Annotated in this window: 15 protein-coding genes and 2 pseudogenes; 11 read left to right on the forward strand and 6 right to left on the reverse strand. The window is 70.7% G+C overall.

Annotated elements, in window-relative coordinates:
• Nucleotides 1–190: 190 nt before the first annotated feature.
• Nucleotides 191–946: a PIG-L deacetylase family protein gene (locus ACFYPD_RS16020; RefSeq protein ID WP_387113484.1), complete on the reverse strand. Its 756-nt coding sequence runs from the start codon at nt 944–946 to the stop codon at nt 191–193.
• 85 nt (nt 947–1,031) lie between these two features.
• Between ACFYPD_RS16020 and ACFYPD_RS16025 the strand changes: the two genes are divergently transcribed.
• Nucleotides 1,032–1,946 (forward strand): alpha/beta hydrolase, encoded by a 915-nt coding sequence (locus ACFYPD_RS16025; RefSeq protein WP_387113486.1) that lies wholly within the window; start codon nt 1,032–1,034, stop codon nt 1,944–1,946.
• Complete coding sequence (locus ACFYPD_RS16030; RefSeq protein ID WP_387113488.1) at nt 1,943–2,566, forward strand: dihydrofolate reductase family protein; 624 nt, start codon at nt 1,943–1,945, stop codon at nt 2,564–2,566. Before ACFYPD_RS16025 ends, ACFYPD_RS16030 begins: the two co-directional genes overlap by 4 nt.
• A 196-nt stretch (nt 2,567–2,762) precedes the next feature.
• On the opposite strand, the gene ACFYPD_RS16035 is transcribed toward ACFYPD_RS16030, so the two are convergent.
• On the reverse strand, nt 2,763–3,374 hold the full coding sequence (locus tag ACFYPD_RS16035) for a hypothetical protein (protein ID WP_387113490.1): 612 nt from the start codon (nt 3,372–3,374) through the stop codon (nt 2,763–2,765).
• Nucleotides 3,375–3,402: 28 nt separating this feature from the next.
• Here ACFYPD_RS16035 and ACFYPD_RS16040 point away from each other — a divergent pair, with 28 nt between their 5' ends.
• From ACFYPD_RS16040 to ACFYPD_RS16075, 8 genes and pseudogenes are all read left to right on the forward strand, one after another.
• The gene (locus ACFYPD_RS16040) at nt 3,403–3,810 is read left to right on the forward strand and encodes a winged helix-turn-helix transcriptional regulator (protein ID WP_387113492.1); all 408 of its coding nucleotides are present in this window, start codon (nt 3,403–3,405) and stop codon (nt 3,808–3,810) included.
• Nucleotides 3,811–4,047: 237 nt separating this feature from the next.
• Nucleotides 4,048–4,298: pseudogene (locus tag ACFYPD_RS16045) on the forward strand (hypothetical protein).
• Nucleotides 4,299–4,403: 105 nt separating this feature from the next.
• Nucleotides 4,404–6,152 carry an ABC transporter substrate-binding protein gene (locus ACFYPD_RS16050; RefSeq protein WP_387113494.1) on the forward strand — a complete coding sequence of 583 codons (1,749 nt, stop codon included), beginning with the start codon at nt 4,404–4,406 and terminating at the stop codon, nt 6,150–6,152.
• Between the two features lie 8 nt (nt 6,153–6,160).
• Complete coding sequence (locus ACFYPD_RS16055; protein ID WP_151460301.1) at nt 6,161–7,117, forward strand: ABC transporter permease; 957 nt, start codon at nt 6,161–6,163, stop codon at nt 7,115–7,117.
• Nucleotides 7,114–8,001, forward strand: a complete 888-nt coding sequence (locus ACFYPD_RS16060) for an ABC transporter permease (RefSeq protein ID WP_387113496.1) — start codon at nt 7,114–7,116, stop codon at nt 7,999–8,001. Before ACFYPD_RS16055 ends, ACFYPD_RS16060 begins: the two co-directional genes overlap by 4 nt.
• A complete protein-coding gene (locus tag ACFYPD_RS16065) occupies nt 7,998–9,050 on the forward strand; it encodes an ABC transporter ATP-binding protein (RefSeq protein ID WP_387113498.1) in 1,053 nt (350 codons plus the stop codon). Before ACFYPD_RS16060 ends, ACFYPD_RS16065 begins: the two co-directional genes overlap by 4 nt.
• Nucleotides 9,047–10,051 carry an ABC transporter ATP-binding protein gene (locus tag ACFYPD_RS16070; RefSeq protein WP_387113500.1) on the forward strand — a complete coding sequence of 335 codons (1,005 nt, stop codon included), beginning with the start codon at nt 9,047–9,049 and terminating at the stop codon, nt 10,049–10,051. The genes ACFYPD_RS16065 and ACFYPD_RS16070 overlap by 4 nt, the downstream gene beginning before the upstream one ends.
• Entirely contained in the window at nt 10,048–11,835 is a 1,788-nt protein-coding gene (locus tag ACFYPD_RS16075) for a gamma-glutamyltransferase family protein (protein WP_387113502.1), read from the forward strand. The genes ACFYPD_RS16070 and ACFYPD_RS16075 overlap by 4 nt, the downstream gene beginning before the upstream one ends.
• 4 nt (nt 11,836–11,839) lie before the next feature.
• Here ACFYPD_RS16075 and ACFYPD_RS16080 read toward each other — a convergent pair whose 3' ends face one another.
• The gene (locus tag ACFYPD_RS16080; RefSeq protein WP_387113504.1) at nt 11,840–12,520 is read right to left on the reverse strand and encodes a GntR family transcriptional regulator; all 681 of its coding nucleotides are present in this window, start codon (nt 12,518–12,520) and stop codon (nt 11,840–11,842) included.
• Nucleotides 12,521–12,590: 70 nt separating this feature from the next.
• On the opposite strand from ACFYPD_RS16080, the gene ACFYPD_RS16085 reads away from it, so the two are divergent.
• Nucleotides 12,591–13,307 carry a YoaK family protein gene (locus tag ACFYPD_RS16085; RefSeq protein WP_387113506.1) on the forward strand — a complete coding sequence of 239 codons (717 nt, stop codon included), beginning with the start codon at nt 12,591–12,593 and terminating at the stop codon, nt 13,305–13,307.
• Between the two features lie 483 nt (nt 13,308–13,790).
• On the opposite strand, the pseudogene ACFYPD_RS16090 reads toward ACFYPD_RS16085, so the two are convergent.
• The 3 genes and pseudogenes from ACFYPD_RS16090 to ACFYPD_RS16100 form a co-directional block, all read right to left on the reverse strand.
• A pseudogene (locus ACFYPD_RS16090) lies at nt 13,791–14,211 on the reverse strand (ISAzo13 family transposase); the annotation flags it as partial.
• Nucleotides 14,212–14,236: 25 nt separating this feature from the next.
• Nucleotides 14,237–16,171: a hypothetical protein gene (locus tag ACFYPD_RS16095; RefSeq protein ID WP_387113508.1), complete on the reverse strand. Its 1,935-nt coding sequence runs from the start codon at nt 16,169–16,171 to the stop codon at nt 14,237–14,239.
• Between the two features lie 38 nt (nt 16,172–16,209).
• Nucleotides 16,210–18,141, reverse strand: a complete 1,932-nt coding sequence (locus tag ACFYPD_RS16100) for a hypothetical protein (protein ID WP_387113510.1) — start codon at nt 18,139–18,141, stop codon at nt 16,210–16,212.
• Nucleotides 18,142–18,390 lie beyond the last annotated feature (249 nt).

Raw genomic sequence — 18,390 nt, forward strand, 5'->3', positions numbered from 1 at the left:
GGCCCACCACCCTGGCTCTGAGCCCTGCCGCATCGCCTGCTGACCGGGTCGCGGCCCCGCCGGATCAGTCGGAACCGGCGACGTCAGAGACGTGGCGGCCCGCGGATCGTGCACCCGGGTGCCAGCCATGCGAGACCAAACTGGATGTGCTCACGAGCACGCGACACGCTCGCCGGAGATCCGGCAGGGCTCAGAGCCAGGGTGGTGGGCCCTCGAAGGCGAGGGTGTGAACGTCGAACAGGACCGCCGCCTCCACACCCAGCGTCGGCCCGCCCTGGCGGGCCGCCCAGGTCAGGAACGGCCCAGGTTCAGGTCCGGCCACACCCAGGCCCTGGGTGTATTCAGCGTGCGCGGCCAGCGAGGCGATGCCGCGCCGCAACGGTTCACCGGTGACATCCACGCCGTGCGTGGGCCGCTCGGCGCCGCCGAAGCAGACGTAGCGCACACCGCCCCAGGGCGGCAGCCCCTCGTCCACCAGTTCCGGGAAGATCCACCGGTTGCCCGCGTCGCGGGCAGCGTCCAGCGTCGCCAGTCCCACTGCCCGGTGGTCGGCCTGGTTGGTCATACCGCCCACCATGCGGACGGTGAATGCGCCCGAGACGATCACGTCGGGCCGGTGGCGGCGGATCGCCCGCACGATGTCGCGGCGCAGGTCCGGACCGTACTCGACGACGCCGTCGCGGTGGTCGAGGAACTCCACGACGTGTACGCCGACCTCCCGGGCCCCGGCGCGCTCCTCCTGCTCGCGCAACGGCCCGGCCTGCTCCGGGTGCATCGCGTCGATCCCCGCCTCGCCCCGCGTGGCCAACAGGTAGGTGACCTGCTTGCCCTGAGCGGTCCAGCGGGCGATCGCCGACGCCGCACCGTACTCAAGGTCGTCGGGGTGTGCGGCCACCGCGAGACAGCGGCCCCAGTCCTCCGGCAGTGCCGGCAGAAGCTCGTCCACGCTCCAGACCGTAGCCGCCTCTTCGTCCGTCCAGCACCGCCGTGTCGGCAACACTGACATCCGCCGGGCCAGCGATACTGACCGGGTGGACCCCAGCCGGCTCCACCCGCAGGCGCGGGCGGCGATGCGAGTCCAGCAGCGTGTCCCGCTCACCCGGGCCAACCTGCCGGCGGCACGACTCAGCATGGTCCAGGCGACTCCCGCCGAGGTGGGCAGCGGCCCGGCGATCCGGTCCGTGGTGACCGTCGACGCCGGCGGCGTGCCCGCCCGCCTCTACCGCGACGGAGATGACGACGCGAAGCCCGTGGTCCTCTACGCGCACGGCGGAGGCTGGGTGATGGGCAGCGTGGACACCCACGACGGGCTGTGCCGGCACCTGGCGGCCACGTCCGGCTGGGCCGTTCTCTCCGTGGACTACCGGCTCGCCCCCGAGCATCCGTACCCGGCTCCGGTGGACGACATGGTGCGCGCGCTCACCTGGCTGCGCGGGCCCGAGGCGCCTCGGCGCGGCCTCGATCCGGACCGGACAGCGGTGGCCGGTGACTCCTCGGGAGGGCACCTGGCGGCGGTGACCGCCCGGCGTGCCCGGGACGCCGGGATCCGGCTTGCGGGACAGATCCTCGTCTGCCCGGTCATCGACCCCGCTGCCGACTATCCGGGGCTGGACGAGTACGGCCTGGACCGGGAGGAGATGCGGTTCTTCTGGGACGCGTTCGCCCCACCCGGCGTGGACCGTACGCAGCCGGATCTGGACCCCCTGCGGGCCGACCTCACCGGCCTGCCGCCCGCCGTGGTCGTCACCGCCGAACTCGACCTGTTGTCCGCCGAGGGGGAACGGTACGCCGCCGGGCTGCTGGCGGCGGGCGTTCCCGTTACCGCAGCCCGGTACCAGGGGCTCATCCACAACTTCCCGCGGAAGCTGGCCCTGTTCGACGCCGCCCATGTCGCCCTGGCCCAGTTGGCCGCTGTGCTGCACCGTTGGTCGGAGGAGGAAGCATGAGCACCACCGGACGGCGAGGCCCCGTGAAGGCCGGCATCACCGTGTCACTGGACGGCTACGTCACCGGTCTCGACGATCGCGAGGGCCAGGGGCTCGGCATCGGCGGCGAGCGGCTCCACTACTGGGTGATGGGGGGCCCGTGGACCTACGAGACGGAACGCGAACCCGGCGCCGGCATGACCGACGCTGACCGTGCGTACTTCGACGCGCTGCTCGGGGGGACGAACGCCGGCCTGTGCGGCCGGGGCATGTACGACAGCGCCGGCGCCTGGGGCGGCCGGAACCCGTTCGGCGGCACCATGGTCGTGCTCACCCACCGCACCGCGGACCAGCCCGACCCGAGCACCGGTTTCCTCATGGTCAACGGGTTCGAGGAGGCGCTGGCGGCGGCCCGGCGTGCGGCCGGGGACGGCGGAGTCGCCATCGGCGGGGGCGCCGACATCATCCGGCAGGCGCTCACGGCGGGGGTGGTCGACGAGCTCGGCATCACCACCGCCCCGGTCGTCCTCGGCCGCGGGAAGCGGCTCTTCGAGGGCTTCGACCGCGATATCGACCTCAAGATACTTTCAGTCCACCACTCGCCGTACGCCGTCCATGTGCGGTACGCCGTCGTGCGTTGAGCCGTCGAGCGGCGCTGCGAGCCCGGAGAGGTGCTGCGGGCGAGCGCCTCGAGATGGTGGACGGCAATGGCCCCCGACCCGACCGTTCGCCGTTCGCCAGGCACCGCTCGCCGCAGTGGACCGACCGTTCCCGGCCGCTGTGCCGTCGCTCAACTCGAGGCCATGATCAGCGAGAACTCCAGTCGGCTGGAGGAGCTCAGCTGGCATTGTCAATTCGATTGTCCACGGCGATCCAGTTCGTCTCCCACGTCTCCCCGCCGTCGTCTGAGAAGGCCTGCTCGAACCTCGCCTTGTCCGGGCCCTGCCGGAAGATGAGGAAGCGCACCTTGATCGCACGTCCCCCGACCTGGTCGTCGCCGAAGAACTCGCCGACACCGTCGTGGAACCCGCCGTACACGGACGGGGTGAGCAGTCCATCGCGGATGTTCACGAAGGTCAGGCTCCAGCGCCCCGCCTGGGGCTCATAGAGCCGCAGATTGAGGCCCTCGATCCGTCCGTTCGGCCCCGAGACCTTAAGTTCGACGACATTCGCACGCCGGTCCAGCAGTGGGCGCACGACGCTCGTACCCTCGAAGTGGAGCCATTCATCCTCGGACTCCGAGAGCGGATCGGCGAGCACCCGCACCTTGGTATGCCAGGCACCGATCTCCCAGTCGAAGTCACGTTGGCCGTCCTCGACAGCCGCCGAAGCCCTTCGGGGAGCCGCCGCCGCGTCGCCCGACGCCGCTATCACGGTCAGCATGAGAAGCGACAGGCACGGGACCAGGATCTGCTTGTACGGCACGGTGATTTTGGTGTGACGGTTCATGATCCGACTATCTGAGCGGAGCACGCCTATGAGCAAGAAGGCACCTGCAGGTAACCCCTCGCCGTCGCGTCCCAATCCTCTGCCCGGCTGCCCGATGGCCGCGGCGTTCGCCGCGATCGGTGGGAAGTGGAAGCTGACGCTTGTGTACTGGCTAGCCCATGGCGAGTGCCACTTCGCCGGCCTCCGCCGTCTGGGCGCGCCGATCACGCCCAAAGTGCTGGCCGAGCAGCTGCGCGAACTCGAGGCTGACGGGCTCGTCGAGCGCGTCGTGACCGGACCCATCCCGGCGCCAATCATCTACAGGCTCACCCCCTACGGCACCACGGTTTTGCCCGTCGTGGAAGGCGTCCGGGTCTGGGGCGAGGCGCATCTTCAGCGCACCCACGGCCAGGCCACACCCGACGAGCCGATGCGCTGCACGCACGCGATCGCGTAGGCCCGCGGCTGGCCGTGGACCGGCGACGTGGGGGACTGTGAGCTTCCCCCTGGGATGTGGACACCCTGAGACTGGACGCGATGCGGCACATGCCCCACATCTCGTCCAGGGTCCCGGGCGGGGTGGGAACGAGTCGCGCTGGCCACGAGCCGCCGGGAGGCCGCCGCCGTCAAGGACGCGCTGCGCCATTGGCAGTCCGACCAGGCCCGCGCCCGCGACGTCCGGGGGACACCAGCGGTGGCCCAGCGGTACGTCATCCACCTGCCGGTCGTCGCCGCCGACCTGCCCGCCGCGCAGCGCCTGGCCCGGGTGGTCGGCCGCTGGCTGCTCGTCCTACCGCAGACCGAACCGGGCAGGACCACCGTCTCCGCCGAGGACGAGCAGAATGCACGCCACTGGGTCTTCTGCGATGCGCTGATGCCCGGCGGCCGGCGCTGCCTGCTCCGCACCGACCACGACGGCCCTGCGCGCGCCGTCTGCGCCGCTGACCCGGGTCTCGCGATGCGGCCCGGCACTCGCGGCGCGCCGGCCCCTGCTCCCGCCGGCTCCGCTCCTGATCGGCCCGGCCAATAGGTTCGCAACGTGCAATCGCGATGGCCATTTACGGAGGTCTTGCGGAGCCCTTCGTATACAACATACGCTCCCCGAATCGCCCACTCGAGGAGCCCCCAATGACGAACCTCAGTGAACCGAGCCGGCAAAGGCTCCATCCGTTCCGGGCAGCTGTGGCGGCGGTCGCCGTCGCCTGCACCGTCGTAGCGTGCTCGCCGGTGTCGAACGACGAGGGCGGCGCCAAGTCCGGCGAGGACCAGGCGGCAGGACAGGACAACTTCGGTACGCCGGCGGACCCGGCCGCGGTGAAGAAGGGCGGCAAGCTGGTCATCGCCCTCTCCGCGGAGCCCGACGCGCTGGACCCGACGTTGTCGCGCAGCCTCTACTCGCGCTACGTCTTCCAGGCGATCTGCCAGAAGCTCTACGACGTGAACGAGCAGGCGCAGGTCGTGCCGCAGCTGGCCACCGCACTACCGACCTTCAGTGGTGACGGTAAGACGGTCACCATTCCGCTGCGCCAGGGCGCGCGCTTCGCGGACGGAACGCCGTTCGATTCCGCCGCGGTCAAGGCCACCCTGCAACGGCACCTGACCAACGCCCGGTCCGCGCGAAAGAGCGAGCTCGGTCCGATCGACACCGTCGACACGCCCGATGCCAACAGCGTCGTGATCCACCTGAAGCAGCCGTTCGCACCTCTGGTCGGGGCGTTGGCGGACCGGGCCGGCATGATCATGAGCCCGAAGGCGCTGCAGAGCCTGGGCGACAACTTCGCCAGCGCGCCGGTCTGCGTCGGGCCCTTCAAGTTCGCCAAGCGGGTGCCGCAGAACTCCATCGACGTGGTGCGAGACCAGAACTTCTACGACGCCACCAAGGTCAACCTCGACGCCATCTCGTGGCACATCCTCAGCGACGCGAGCATTCGGGCCGCCAACCTGCGTTCCGGTGACGCTCAGGTCGCCGACAGCATCTCCACGCAGGACTACGGGGCGTTGCGCGGAGACTCCTCGCTCAGCGTCCTGCAGTCCCAGTCGCTCGGGTACCAGGGTCTCACCTTCAACATCGGCAATGTCGACGGCGTCGGCACCACGCCGAAGCCGATCAACCGCCCGATCGCGCAGAACGCCAAGGTCCGGCAAGCCTTCGAGTACGCCCTCGACCGGAAGGCACTGGTCCAGGCCGTCTTCAACGGACTCTTCGCCCCCGCCTGCTCGCCGATATCGCCCGCGAGTCCGTTCTCGTCCGAGGAAGCGCAGGCGTGCCCCCAGCACGATCCCGCCAAGGCCAAGCAGTTGCTGTCCGAGGCCGGCGTTCAGACGCCCTACCCGGTGGCGATGCTCATCTCGAACACGCCCGACTCGCTGCGCCTCGCGCAGGCGCTGCAGGCCATGGTCAAGGACGGCGGATTCGACCTCAAGATCAACCCGGTGGAGTACTCCTCTCTCCTCGACGAGCAGGACCGCGGCAACTTCGAGCTGCTGCAGCTGGGCTGGAGCGGGCGGATCGACCCGGATGCCAACATCACAAACTTCGTCGGCACCGGCGGCAGCCAGAACGTCTCCGGCTACAGCAACCCGCAGCTCGACGCCGCGCTGACCCAGGCTCGGCAGACGAACGACCTCGACGAGCGCAAGAAGCTGTACGGGCAGGCGGTGACGATCCTCCAGCAGGACGACGCGCTCATCTACCTCTACCGGCAGCGGAACCTGACCGCCGTCTCCAAGAAGATCCAGGGCCTGCAGGTCTTCCCCGACGGCGTGATCCGCGCGGCCTTCGCCGGATTCACCAAGTAGGTCGCCCCGTGGCTCGGTATCTACTCACACGCGCCTGGCACTCAGCGTTGACGCTGCTGTTGTCGACGGTCGTGGTGTTCCTCGGGGTGCGGGCACTGCCCGGGGACCCGGCCCTCGCCCTCGCGGGCGAGGACCGGTCCCCGGAGGCACTGGAGGCCATCCGGCATCACTACGGGCTCGACCAGCCGCTGCCCATCCAGTTCGCGCAGTACGTGGGACGCGTCGCGCAGGGCGACTTCGGGGTGTCGATCCGAACCGGGATACCGGTCTCGTCGATGCTCACGACCGCCCTGCCCGTCACGGTCGAGCTGTCCCTCCTGGCGATCCTCCTCGCCGCCGCGCTCGGTGTCGGGGCCGGGGTGCTCGCGGCTGTCCGCCGCGGGCGTCCCGCCGAGTGGCTGGCCAACGGACTGGCCCTGGTGGGATTGTCCGTGCCGCACTTCTGGCTCGGACTGCTGGCGATCCTCTACCTCTCCGTGGCGGCGGGGCTCTTCCCGGCCTCCGGATTCGTGCCACTGCTGCAGGACCCCGCGGGCAACCTGCACCACATCGTCCTGCCGGCCGTCATTCTCGGCACCGGCCTCGCCGCCATCATCATGCGGCAGACGCGTTCGGCGATGCTGGAGGCGCTCTCCTCGGACCACGTCCGTACGGCGAAGGCGAAGGGTCTCCGGCCACGGGCCGTCATCACCCGGCATGCCCTCCGGAACAGCCTCATCGTGGTGGTGACGATCGTGGGCCTGCAGCTCGGTGGCCTGATCTCCGGAGCGGTCGTCACCGAGCAGATCTTCGGGCTGCCGGGCTTCGGCAAGATGACAATCGACGCGGTGTTCCAGCGGGACTATCCGGTGATCCAGGCGGTGGTCCTGCTCACCGCGACGGCGTACATCGTGATCAATTTCCTGGTGGACCTGCTCTACTCGGTCATCGACCCACGTATCCGGGTGACGGGGGAGCCGGCATGACCGTCCTCACCGTACCGATGGCGGAGGCCGGCCCCGCCGGCATCAGCCGGCGCACCCGGGTCCTCCGGCGACTGCGCCGGAACCCGCTCGCCGTCGTGAGCTTCGTCGTGCTCGCGCTCGCGGCCGTCGTCGCCCTGCTCTCGCCCTGGATCGCTCCCCACGACGTCCAGCAGACCGATTTCGCCCACACGTTCTCGCCGCCGGGCACCCCCGGTCACCTGCTGGGGACCGACGACCTGGGCCGGGACGTCCTGTCCCGCATCATGCTGGGGGCGCGGGCCTCCCTGCTGGTGGCACTCCTGGCGGTGGCCACCTCCTTGATCATCGGGGTGCCGCTCGGACTGGCCGCGGGCTATTTCCGGTCCTGGGACGCGGTGATCTCGCGCTTCACCGACCTGCTGCTCGCGTTCCCGTTCCTGATCATGGCGGTGGGGCTGGCGGCCATCCGGGGCGCCAGTCTCACCAACGCGGCCGTGGCCATCGGGATCGCGCAGATCCCGGGGGTGATCCGCGTGGTGCGCTCGGACACCCTGCGGCTCAAGTCGCTGGACTTCGTCGCCGCCGCTGTGGTGGACGGCGCGAGTGACCTGTGGGTGCTCGCCCGGCACATCCTGCCCAACGCGACGTCGGTGATCCTGGTGCAGGCCACCGTCGCGATCCCGGCCGCGATCCTGGGCGAGGCGGTGCTGTCGTTCCTGGGCCTCGGCATCCAGCCCCCGGCCCCCAGCCTGGGCACCATGCTGGCCTCCGCCCAGCAGTTCGCCGCCCGCGCACCCTGGGCAGCCGTCCTGCCCGGCGTCGTGATCATGGGTCTGGCGCTGGCGTTCAACGTCTTCGGCGACGCCCTTCGGGACGCCCTCGATCCGAAGGGAGACCGGCGATGACCTCGGTCGAACGGGCGGCCGCATCCTCCGCCGCGGTCGGGACGCCCGTCCTGGAAGTACGCGATCTCTCGGTCTCGTTCACCACCGAGGGCGGGACCGTCTCGGCGGTGGACCGGGTGAGCCTGGAGCTCGCGTCCGGAGAGATCGTCGGGATGGTGGGCGAGTCGGGCTGCGGCAAGAGCGTCACGGCGATGAGCATCGCCGGCCTGCTGCCCGACAGCGCCCGGGTCTCCGGCTCCGTCCGGCTGGAGGGCACCGAGCTGGTCGGCGTTCGGGAGTCGGTGCTGCGCCGCGTGCGTGGCAAGGAGATCGCCTACATCTTCCAGGAGCCGATGACCTCGCTGAACCCGGTGCTCACCGTGGGGCGGCAGATCGGGGAGGTCCTGCAGGTACACGAGCGGATGTCCAAGCGGGCCGCCCGGGCCCGCGCCGTCGAGCTGCTCTCACTCGTCGGAATCCCGTCCGCCGGGCAGCGCGTCGACAACTACCCGCACCAGCTCTCCGGCGGCATGCGCCAGCGCGTGATGATCGCGATGGCGGTGGCCTGCGGCCCGAAGGTGCTGGTGGCCGACGAACCCACCACCGCCCTGGACGTCACGGTGCAGGCCGGCATCCTGCAGGTGCTCCGGGACCTGCGGGACCGGCTCGGCACGACCATCCTCGTCATCACGCACGACCTCGGCGTGATCGCCGACATCGCGGACCGCGTCGTCGTCATGTATGCCGGGCGGGTGGTGGAGCGGGCACCGGTCACCGACCTGTTCGCGCATCCGTACCACCGGTACACGGCCGGGCTCCTGGCGGCTTCGCCGACGCCGGGCAAGCACGCCGGTACCGAGCGGCTGCAGGAGATTCCCGGCCTCGTGCCCGTCCTGTCCACCCAGCCCGACGCCTGCACCTTCGCGGATCGCTGCCCCGCCGCCGACTCGCGGTGCCGGGAGGCCGCGCCGCCTCTCGAAGCGGTCGGAACCGCGGTGACGGACCACCTCGCGGCCTGTTGGCATCCCTGCCCGGCGCCGCGGACGCAGCCCCAGGAGACAACCGCATGACGCCGCAACCGAACGCCCTCGAACTCGAGGACCTGGTGATGCACTTCGGGCCGGTACGGGCCGTGGACGGGATCACCCTCACCATTCCCAAGGGCCGGGTCACGGCGCTGGTGGGGGAGAGCGGCTCGGGAAAGTCGACCGTGGGCCGGTGCGTGGTGCGGCTCGAGAAGCCCACCGCGGGCGTGGTCCGGATCGCCGGGACCGATGTCACCCAGCTGACCCGGCGACAGCTACGCCAGCACCGCAATGACGTGTCGATCGTCTTCCAGGACCCCGCCGGCTCGCTGGACCCGCGCATGCTGGTCGGCGAGATCGTGGCCGAGCCGTTGCGGCTGTCCGGTAAGCGGATCACCCGACGCGACCGGGAGGCCCGCGCCGCCGAGGAACTCGGCAGGGTGGGCCTGCGGACGGAAGTCGCCCGCCGGTATCCGCACGAGCTCTCCGGGGGCCAACGTCAGCGGGTCAGCATCGCCCGGGCTCTGATCTCCGAGCCCAAGCTGCTCATCGCCGACGAACCCACGAGCGCACTCGACGTGTCGGTGCAGGCGTCGGTGCTCAACCTCCTCGCCGACCTGCAACGCGACATCGGGTTCGCCTGCCTCTTCATCACCCACGACCTGTCCGCGGTCGAGTACCTGGCCGACGACATCGCCGTCATGTACCTCGGTCAACTCGTGGAGAAGGGCACGCGCGAGCGGATCTTCACGCGCCCGGCCCACCCCTACACCCAGGCGCTGCTGGCGGCCGCGCCGGTGGCCGACCCGGTCCGTCAACGGCAGCGTCAACCGGTGCTGCTCGGCGACGACCTGCCGTCCGCGCTGGATCCGCCGTCCGGCTGCCGTTTTCGCACCCGGTGCCCGCTCGCGTTCGACCGCTGCGCCACGCAGGTACCCGCACAGGTGGCGTTCGGCGGCGGCATGGCCGCCTGCCACCTGGTCCAGCCCGACGGCACCCGGCCCGACGTCCGGGCCGCCGCCGACTCGAGTGAGGTGTTGTCATGACGTTCACCACCAGGCCGACCCTGCAGGGAACCTTCGGGATGGTGTCCTCGACGCACTGGCTCGCGAGCCAGTCCGCCATGGGGATCCTTGAGCGCGGTGGGAACGCCTTCGACGCCGCGGTCACCGCCGGATTCGTGCTGCACGTCGTCGAACCACACCTGAACGGGCCCGGCGGTGAGGTGCCGGCAATCGTCGCCACCGCGCACGACCCGACCCCGAGGGTGCTCTGCGGGCAGGGGCCGGCGCCGGCCGGCGCCACCATCGCGCATTTCCGCTCCCTCGGGATGGACCTCATCCCCGGGTCCGGCCCGCTCGCCGCGGCCGTCCCCGGCGCCGTGGACGCCTGGCTCCTGCTGCTGCGCGACCACGGCACGCTCTCCCTCGAGGAGGTGCTGGAGCCGGCGGTCGGCTACGCCGGCGCGGGTCACCCGCTGATCGGCCGGGTCGGCGACACCGTGGCCGCCGTGCGGTCGCTGTTCGAGGAGCACTGGCCCACCTCCGCCCAGCTCTGGCTCCGCGACGGCAGGCCACCGGCGGCGGGGGAGCTGTTCACCAACCGGGCGTACGCGCAGACCCTGCAACGACTGGTCGACGCCGGCCGCGCAGCGGGCTCGGACCGGGAGGCGCAGATCGAGGCCGCACGTCGCGCCTGGGGTGAAGGCTTCGTTGCCGAGGCGGTCGACCGGTTCAGCCGGGAACCCTTCCAGGACTCCAGCGGACGCGCGCACGCCGGTCTCGTCACCGGTGCGGACATGGCCGCCTACCGGGCCACCTGGGAGGAACCGACCACCCTCGACTGGCGCGGCTACACGGTGGCAAAGACCGGTTTCTGGGGCCAGGGGCCGGTGCTGTTGCAGACCCTGGCGGTTCTCGACGCGCTCGACGACCCCGGGGCGTACGACCCGTCGACCGCGGCCGGCATCCACGCCCAGGCCGAGGCCCTCAAGCTCGCCTTCGCCGACCGTGAGGCCTGGTACGGCGACGGTCCGGTGCCCGCAAAGGCGCTGCTCTCCGGCGAGTACGCGCGGGAGCGGGCCGGCCTCATCGGGGACCGCGCGTCAGCGGAGCTGCGACCGGGCCGCCCCGAAGGCGCCGAGCCACGCCTCGCGGCTCACGTGCGACGCGGTGCCGGACGCCGGGTCGACCTCGCGGACCCCACGACGGGCGAGCCGACGGTGCAGTCGGACGGGGTGACCCGGGGCGACACCTGCCACGTCGACGTGGTCGACCGCTGGGGCAACATGATCTCCGCCACGCCGAGCGGCGGCTGGCTGCAGAGCTCTCCCACCATTCCGGACCTCGGCTTCCCCCTCGGCAGCCGGCTCCAGATGTTCTGGCTGGAGGAAGGTCTCGCCTCGTCACTGGCGCCGGGACGCCGGCCGCGCACCACGCTGAGCCCGACCATGGTGTACCGCGACGGGAAACCCATCCTGGCGTTCGGCACTCCTGGTGGCGACCAGCAGGACCAGTGGCAGCTGCTGTTCCTGTTGCGCCATCTCGCCGGAGGTCGGTCCCTGCAGGAAGCCATCGACGCGCCGATGTGGCACACCATCAGCCTGCCGGCCTCGTTCTACCCGCGCGACCACGAGCCCGGCGTTCTCGTGGTGGAGGACCGGCTGGACGAGGATGTCCTGGCGGCGTTGCGCGCGCAGGGGCACGAGGTGCGGCTGTCCGGCGCGTGGAGCCTGGGTCGCCTCTGTGCGGTGACCCGCCATCCGGACACCGGCGTGCTTTCGGCCGGAGCGAACCCGCGTGGCATGCAGGGCTACGCCTGCGGCCGCTGACGCCTCAGCGGGCTCCGTATCCGGCCTCGGCGTTCTCGTACGCGGCAGCGGAAGCGGCATCGAGATGGGCCAGTGCGGCCCGCTCGGCCCGGTCACCGTCACCCGACTCGATGGCGTCGACCAGTTGGATGTGCTCGGCCCACGAGTGTGGTGCCCGTTCCGCGGCGCCCAGCCGGAAGACCCACTGCACATGGAGGTAGAGCGCCTTGGCGATGGACAACAGCCACGGGTTGCCGCTGATCTCGAGGATCCGCAGGTGCAGGGCGCTGTTGAGCTCGGCGACCCGGGCGAGGTCCTGCTCCTGCGTCGCCTCGCGGCCCTGCTCCAGCAGGCCCCGCAGGGCGGCCACGTCCGCCGCCGTCGCCCGCTCGGCCGCCAGCCGGGCGGCCAGCGACTCCAGGCGTTGGCGGACGGCGAACATGTCCGCGATGGTCGCACTGCTCGGGGAGGCGACCACCGCCCCGCGGCGGGGCAGGATCACGACGAAACCCTCCGCCTCCGCGACGCGCAGTGCCTCCCGGACCGGGTTGCGGGAGACGGCGAAGTCCTCGGCCAGCCGATCCTCGGTCAGCCGCTCGCCGGGAAGGTAGTCGCCGTTGATGATGGCGGTCCGTAGTGCGGCGAGGACCTGGTCGCGTAGCGGCAGGTGTTGAGCGCCGAGCTTGCCTCGCAGGTCATCAGCCAACCTGACCGCCTCTCCGTGAATCGTCCAGGCAGAGCGTATACGAAGAACAATTTGGGGAGGATAGCCGACCGTGCTGAAAACAGTGCCATCCGTCATGCGCTTGCGCGCCGCGGTGACGGGGAACCGGAACCTCGCGCGGCGGCGGCAGGCCCTCGTTGTCGTGCTCACCTTCCTGACCGGTAGCGCCGACGCCATCGGCTTCCTGGCCCTCGGCGGAGCCTTTTCGAGCGTCATGACGGGCAACATGGTCCTGCTCGGGCTCTCGGCGGGCAGCGGCGCTGGCGACCTTGCCCTGACCTCCGGCTGCGCCATTCTCAGTTTCATCACCGGCGTCCTCGCCGGCGCCCGCCTCGCTGGCTCGGCGCAGCCGGACGACCCTGTCTGGCCCCGCCGGGTCACCCACACGCTCGTCCTGGAACTCCTGGTGTTCGTCGTCTTTCTCGTCGTCTGGGTGGTCAACCTGCCCAGTCGTTCGGAGCAGGTCGATCTTGGACTCCTGATGCTGTCGGCAGCGGCGCTGGGCGTCCAGAGCAGTGCCATTCAGCGCTTCGGCGTACCGGGCCTTTCCTCCACGTACCTGACCGGCACGCTCACGAGCCTGATCGCCGGGGTCGCTGCCCGAAGCCCATGGCACAGCCTGCGGCCCAAGGCCCACGTCCTGCTGGCCCTGATCACCGGTGCCGTCGTCGGTGCGCTGATGGCCAGGCACCTGCCCGCATGGTCGCCGGTGCTGTTGATCGCGCCACTCGTGCTCGTCATCGCCGCGTCGGCGCGCATGGCGGAATAGCGGATTCACCTTCATGGGTTCAGGGTCAAGCCGGCGCTCGTGCCTCGGCCGTTTAGTGTGATCGGAAGTCAGTTGCCGGTGCTCCTTGCGGGCTCCCCCAGCGAGGACGGGCGTCGGCCGCGGTGCCGGCGAAGCGACCGTGAACAGTAACGCTGACAGCGACGACGTTGGGTGCGGCATGCTGACGGGCGGTGGCATGTGGGAAAACGTCGACCACGGGCGTCATGCCTTCGTCTCGCTTGTCGTCTCGTTTGTCGGCGTGCGGGGGCGACTGTAGCTGAACGGCCCGCCAAGGTGGCCGAGGTGGCGAACCGGCCCAATCAGGCGCGTATGGTGTCGTGCCGCGCCAGCACGGCCGACCATCATGCCCCGGCGATCACCAGCGGCGCGAGAGCCCCAGCGACAGCAATCGGGGTCGACATCCCGTACACCCCGCGCTCCGGCTCCTAGCAGGGCGGATGAGATTTCCGGCAGGGGCAGGGTGGCCTGCGGGTAAACGAGCCGGCCCCGGGTTTGCCACCACCGGCCGATCGAGGCGACCGCGAACGCCGAGGTGTCGTGGTCGACGCCGACGTTGACCCAACCGGTGTTAGCGGTCAGGTCGTAGACGCCGTACGGGATCGCCGCCTCACCGGTCAACCCGGAGAAGAAGTGTGTTCGTCAACCTTGACCGGGTCGCCCTTCGGACGCCACTGCCTGCCCATGTTGGGCAACTGCCCGAGCATCTCCTTCTTCCTGTCCACGCTGATCACCGGCTCACCCGCGGCCTGATGCTGCTTGACCTGCTTGTTGATATACCGGAACTGGTGTCGCGGTCCGGGTGCTGCTCCCCTTCCAGGGTCTTGGCCTGCGCTTGCACGCTGAACCCGTGGTCCTTCAGTAGATTGCCCACCGTCATCGCCGAGCGACACCCTACGCGGTACGACCCGTCAGGAGGGCAGTTCGATCAGAGCGAGGTTCCGATCCACCGCCGTCCACGCCTTGCGAGCCCCGAGGACGGGCTCGATCCGAGGAACCGTGTACCAGTTGGTGCCGATGCCGGTGTGCAGCGGCACCGCCGACTCCAGCCCGGGGCCAAGCTCGTAGATGTTGTCGCCGAAGTTCGCCCCGGCGTAGACGCGGCCGCGGTGGGCGACGATCTCCCCGTAGCCGCTGAGCTTGCCGGACCGCAGGACCGTGCGGGTGGTGAGGTCGTACGCGAGCCACGTGCCGCTCGTGCGCTTGTAGAGCGCGTAGAGCGCCCCGTTGAGGACCTCGACGTGTTGCATGCTGGGCTGGTCGGGCAGCGGCGCGAACCGGTCGACCACCTCGCGACGGCTGATGTCGAACACCGCCACCTGGGAGGTGGGTTCGGTAGGCGGGATCCCGTTGCCGCCCCAGGTGTCTCCGGCGATGTAGGCGAGGTCCCCGTCCAGCGCGATGGCGTTCAGCGCCTGGTTCGGCAGGATGTCGAGGCGTACGTCCATCTTCCCGGTCGCCGGGTCGAGGAGCGTGAGGGCGCCCTGTAGGCTGCCGTAGCGCGGGGCCGACGCGATCAGGACGAGGCCCGACGGCTTGTGGTGCACCACGTCCCAGGGCCGCTGCTGGTTGTTGCCGATCCTGCCGAAGCTGCGCACCCGGCCGGTCCGGGGGTCCAGGTCGATGACCTCGCCGCTCGGGTACAGGGCGCTGATCATCCGGTTCCGCCACGCGACGATGTCCTTCGCCTCGCCGGCGACGGGGTACCGGCGGCTGATGCCGCGAGCGGGTTCGTGCACGGTGATCGCGAAGTGCCCGCCGACGTAGACCGAGCCGTCGGGCGCGGCGCACATCGACTGGAGGAGTTCGGGTCCGGCCGCCCGTGCGTCGTCGGTCAGGTCGTCCTGCTCCACCGTGTCCCGGCCGGGCGCGAGGGCCGACACCCGGCCACTGCCGTTGGCGGCGAAGACGGTTCCGTCGGGGAGCAGCGCCACCCCGCGTCCCTCGTCGCCTTCCGGGCCCTGGGCGATCTTGACCAACCGGTCGGACTCCCGGCGGAGGATCGATCCGGTCAGCCGCCCGAGGGCGAGCAGCCCACCGTCGTCGGTGACGGTCAGGGAGTCGACCAGGTACTCCTCGTCGGCGGGCACCTCGACGTAGCCGGAGCCGTCGCGGGCGATGTCATGGACCCCGAAGGCGGACGCGGCGTAGACCCGGCCGCCGCCCGCGGCCAGTGCGCCGAGACCCGCGTCGAGTGGGGTGCCGGCGGGCATGATGTCGACCTTCACCCCGGTGCTGCGGTCGATCCGGACGATGTGGGAGGGGATCGTGCCCGCGTACACGTAGCTCTCGTCCGCGGCGAGCAGCCGGGCGTACTGGGATCCGGGGAAGGCGCGCCCGAGGTTCGTCAGCGCTCCGGTCGCCGGTTGCAGGGACCAGACCTCGCCACGGGGATAGGTGCCGAGGTAGACGACGCCGTCCGGTGCGGTGGTGGCGGCGAAGACGATCGTGCCGGACGGGCCGATGGCGCCGAGTCGCCGGGTGGTCTGGGTCGCCGGGTCGTACTCGACGATGTCGCCGAACGAGTACGTGCCGATGTAGACCTTGCCGCCGGAGACGGTGCAGGCCCAGCCGCCGTCGCCCCGTTCGAGCGAGACCACGTCGGTCACGGTGCGGGAAACGATGTCGTACGTGACCACCTTCGGCGGCGTCTGCCCCCGGGTGACGAAGTACCCGGTGGTGCCGTCGACGGCCATGCCGACGATGGCCGCGCTCAGTGACGCCGGCCCGAACTGCCCCGGCTCGCGCGGGTCGTCGGCCGAGGCCGGCAGTTCGCCGAGCACGCTGCCGCCTAGCGCGGACAGCGCCGCGAGTTGAATCACGTTACGTCGGTTGAGATGCGTCATGCGCCTGCTCCTCTTCCTTGAAGGACGTGTCGAAGCTGTCAGCGGCTGGCGATCGCGATGCGGACCAGGTTGCGGTTCTTGAGGCCGAACAGCGCGCGCCGGGACGGGTCCAGGGCGAGTTTGGGTTCGCCGCCGAACCACTGGCCGGCCAGTCCGTCGACGATGGTCGTGACCGTGAACGTCACCAGATCGATCTTGTAGACCGCGTTGCCGTCGGTGGTGTACGCGACCCGGCGCACGATGTGCAGGTTCGAACCGCGCGCGCCGACCTTCCTGGTCCGGGTGACGCGGCGCCGTAGCAGGTCGTACTCGAAGAGCACTCCGCTGTCGGTGATGCCGTAGACGGCGAGTGCGGTGTGCGCGAGGCCGGGGATGACCTTCGCCCCGGGCACCGGTTCGACCTGCCAGCGAAGCCGGCGGGTGCGCAGGTCGAAGGCGGCGAGCCGGGCGGTGGTGGTGACCGGCGGCAGGCCGAGCCCTTCCTGGATGTTCGTGCCGAGGTAGGCGACGCCGGCGCGGCACGTGAGGGCGTAGAGGCTCTGCCGCTCGACGACGGGCCGGTAGGTGTCGAACCGGCCGGTCCGCGGCGCGTAGAGAGCCAGCGTCCCGTTGAGGTGACCCGGCTCCGGCTGTGTGGTCATGGCGATCAGCCCGGTGGCGTCGTCGTATGCCAGATCGCGCGGGCGGTCCTGCTGGTTGCCGGTCCTGGCCAGCAGGGTGGCCTCGGGCTCGCCCGCACGGTGGCGGTAGAGCAGGGCCTGGGTGTAGACGCCGAGGTACGTGGCGTCGCGGATGGTCAGCGCCGTCTTGGGTTCACCGGGTATGCCCAGCCGGCTCCGCGTGCCGGTGGCGAGGTCGTGGATGTCCGCGCCGCCCTTGCCGCCGACGTAGACGCGCCTCCCGTCGCTGTGCACCGACATGGGCTCCTCGGGCGCGGCCCGGAAGCCGCGTTGCACGAGGTTGACGTAGCGCAGGGAGCGGTCGGCGGGGTCGAAGACGAATATCGCGCCGTCCTGCACGCCGTAGACGAGGCCGTCGCGGACGAGGAGCCGGTGGGTGGCCGCCTCGGGCTGGGCCACGCCCAGGGTCTCGACGGCTCCGCCGTCGATCGCGCAGCGGTAGAGCATGCCCGACGGCCGTCCGGCGAAGTAGACGTAGCCGTCGTGGATGAGCACCGAGGTGACGTACTTCTCGCCCGTGGTCAGCACCCGGTAGTCGGCTGGATCCGCCTTGTTTAGCACGAGCACCTCGCCGTTGGAGGAGATGCCGCCGGCCAGGTGGGTGTCGGACAGCGTCATGCTCGCCACGAAGTCCCGGCCCGCGAGCACGGCGGGAAGGATGTCGCGCTTGGCCCCGGTCGCCCGGTCGATCGCGATCAGGTGGGCGTGCGCGCCGATGCCCGCGTAGATGGTGGTCTCGTCTGCGGCGATGCTGCGCACGTAGGCCTCGCCGTCGACCGGCACGCCGAGGTCGCGGCTTTCTCCGGTCGCCGGGTCGTACTCGACGACCCGGCCGGGCTCGGAGATCGCGAGGTAGACCTTGCCGTCCGGCGAGGAGGCGAGGTTCCAGATGAAGTGGTACGGGTAGGCGCCCACCCTGTCGAGCGCACCCGTGACGGTGTCGAGCCGGTAGAGGTCGGAGCGGCTGTGGGTGCCGACGTAGACGTCGGTGCCCACGCGGCACATCGCCCAGACGCCGATGCCGGTGGGGATGTCGGTGTGGGAGGTGACGGCGTCGGCGGTGAGATCGTAGCCGCCCACGAGGTTGGGCGAGAGCCCGCGGGTGCCGGCGTAGAGCAGCGAGCCGACGAACTCCCCGTTGCCCAGCGGGGTGGTGACGCTGGCCGGGCCGAGATCGGTGAGGGTGCCCTCGGATTCGGCCGCGGCTTCGGCGTGGGCGGGGGCCGAGGGGAGGAGAGCTGCTCCGCCGGTGAGCGCGGCGGCCTGCAGAAGATGACGACGGGCGACCATGGGCGCTGCCTTTCGGTCGGGACCGGAATTGCGCAGAGTCTAGTACGGCGATTGGCCGCCGGAACATGGTCGAAGGGGATTTTGTCGATGGTTTTGGGGGGTCATCCCGAAGAGGTCCGCGGCCGCCGGCAGATGACCGCGGGGCGTTGACGTCGATGGAGGACGCGGCCTAGGGTCATTGCGGCCCTGCCCGATATGGGTCACCGAGGGCGCGCCAGCAACAAGCTCATCGACGCCCGGAATGGATCG

Source organism: Micromonospora sp. NPDC005299 (genome assembly GCF_042872345.1).
Lineage (GTDB): Bacteria > Actinomycetota > Actinomycetes > Mycobacteriales > Micromonosporaceae > Micromonospora.

Coding starts and splice junctions, on each gene's coding strand:
- ACFYPD_RS16060 (WP_387113496.1), top strand. CDS start 7,114: ATGACCGTCCTCACCGTACCGATGGCGGAGGCCGGCCCCGCCGGCATC.
- ACFYPD_RS16100 (WP_387113510.1), bottom strand. CDS start 18,141: ATGGTCGCCCGTCGTCATCTTCTGCAGGCCGCCGCGCTCACCGGCGGA.
- ACFYPD_RS16075 (WP_387113502.1), top strand. CDS start 10,048: ATGACGTTCACCACCAGGCCGACCCTGCAGGGAACCTTCGGGATGGTG.
- ACFYPD_RS16065 (WP_387113498.1), top strand. CDS start 7,998: ATGACCTCGGTCGAACGGGCGGCCGCATCCTCCGCCGCGGTCGGGACG.
- ACFYPD_RS16040 (WP_387113492.1), top strand. CDS start 3,403: ATGAGCAAGAAGGCACCTGCAGGTAACCCCTCGCCGTCGCGTCCCAAT.
- ACFYPD_RS16035 (WP_387113490.1), bottom strand. CDS start 3,374: ATGAACCGTCACACCAAAATCACCGTGCCGTACAAGCAGATCCTGGTC.
- ACFYPD_RS16050 (WP_387113494.1), top strand. CDS start 4,404: ATGGCCATTTACGGAGGTCTTGCGGAGCCCTTCGTATACAACATACGC.
- ACFYPD_RS16095 (WP_387113508.1), bottom strand. CDS start 16,171: ATGACGCATCTCAACCGACGTAACGTGATTCAACTCGCGGCGCTGTCC.
- ACFYPD_RS16070 (WP_387113500.1), top strand. CDS start 9,047: ATGACGCCGCAACCGAACGCCCTCGAACTCGAGGACCTGGTGATGCAC.
- ACFYPD_RS16030 (WP_387113488.1), top strand. CDS start 1,943: ATGAGCACCACCGGACGGCGAGGCCCCGTGAAGGCCGGCATCACCGTG.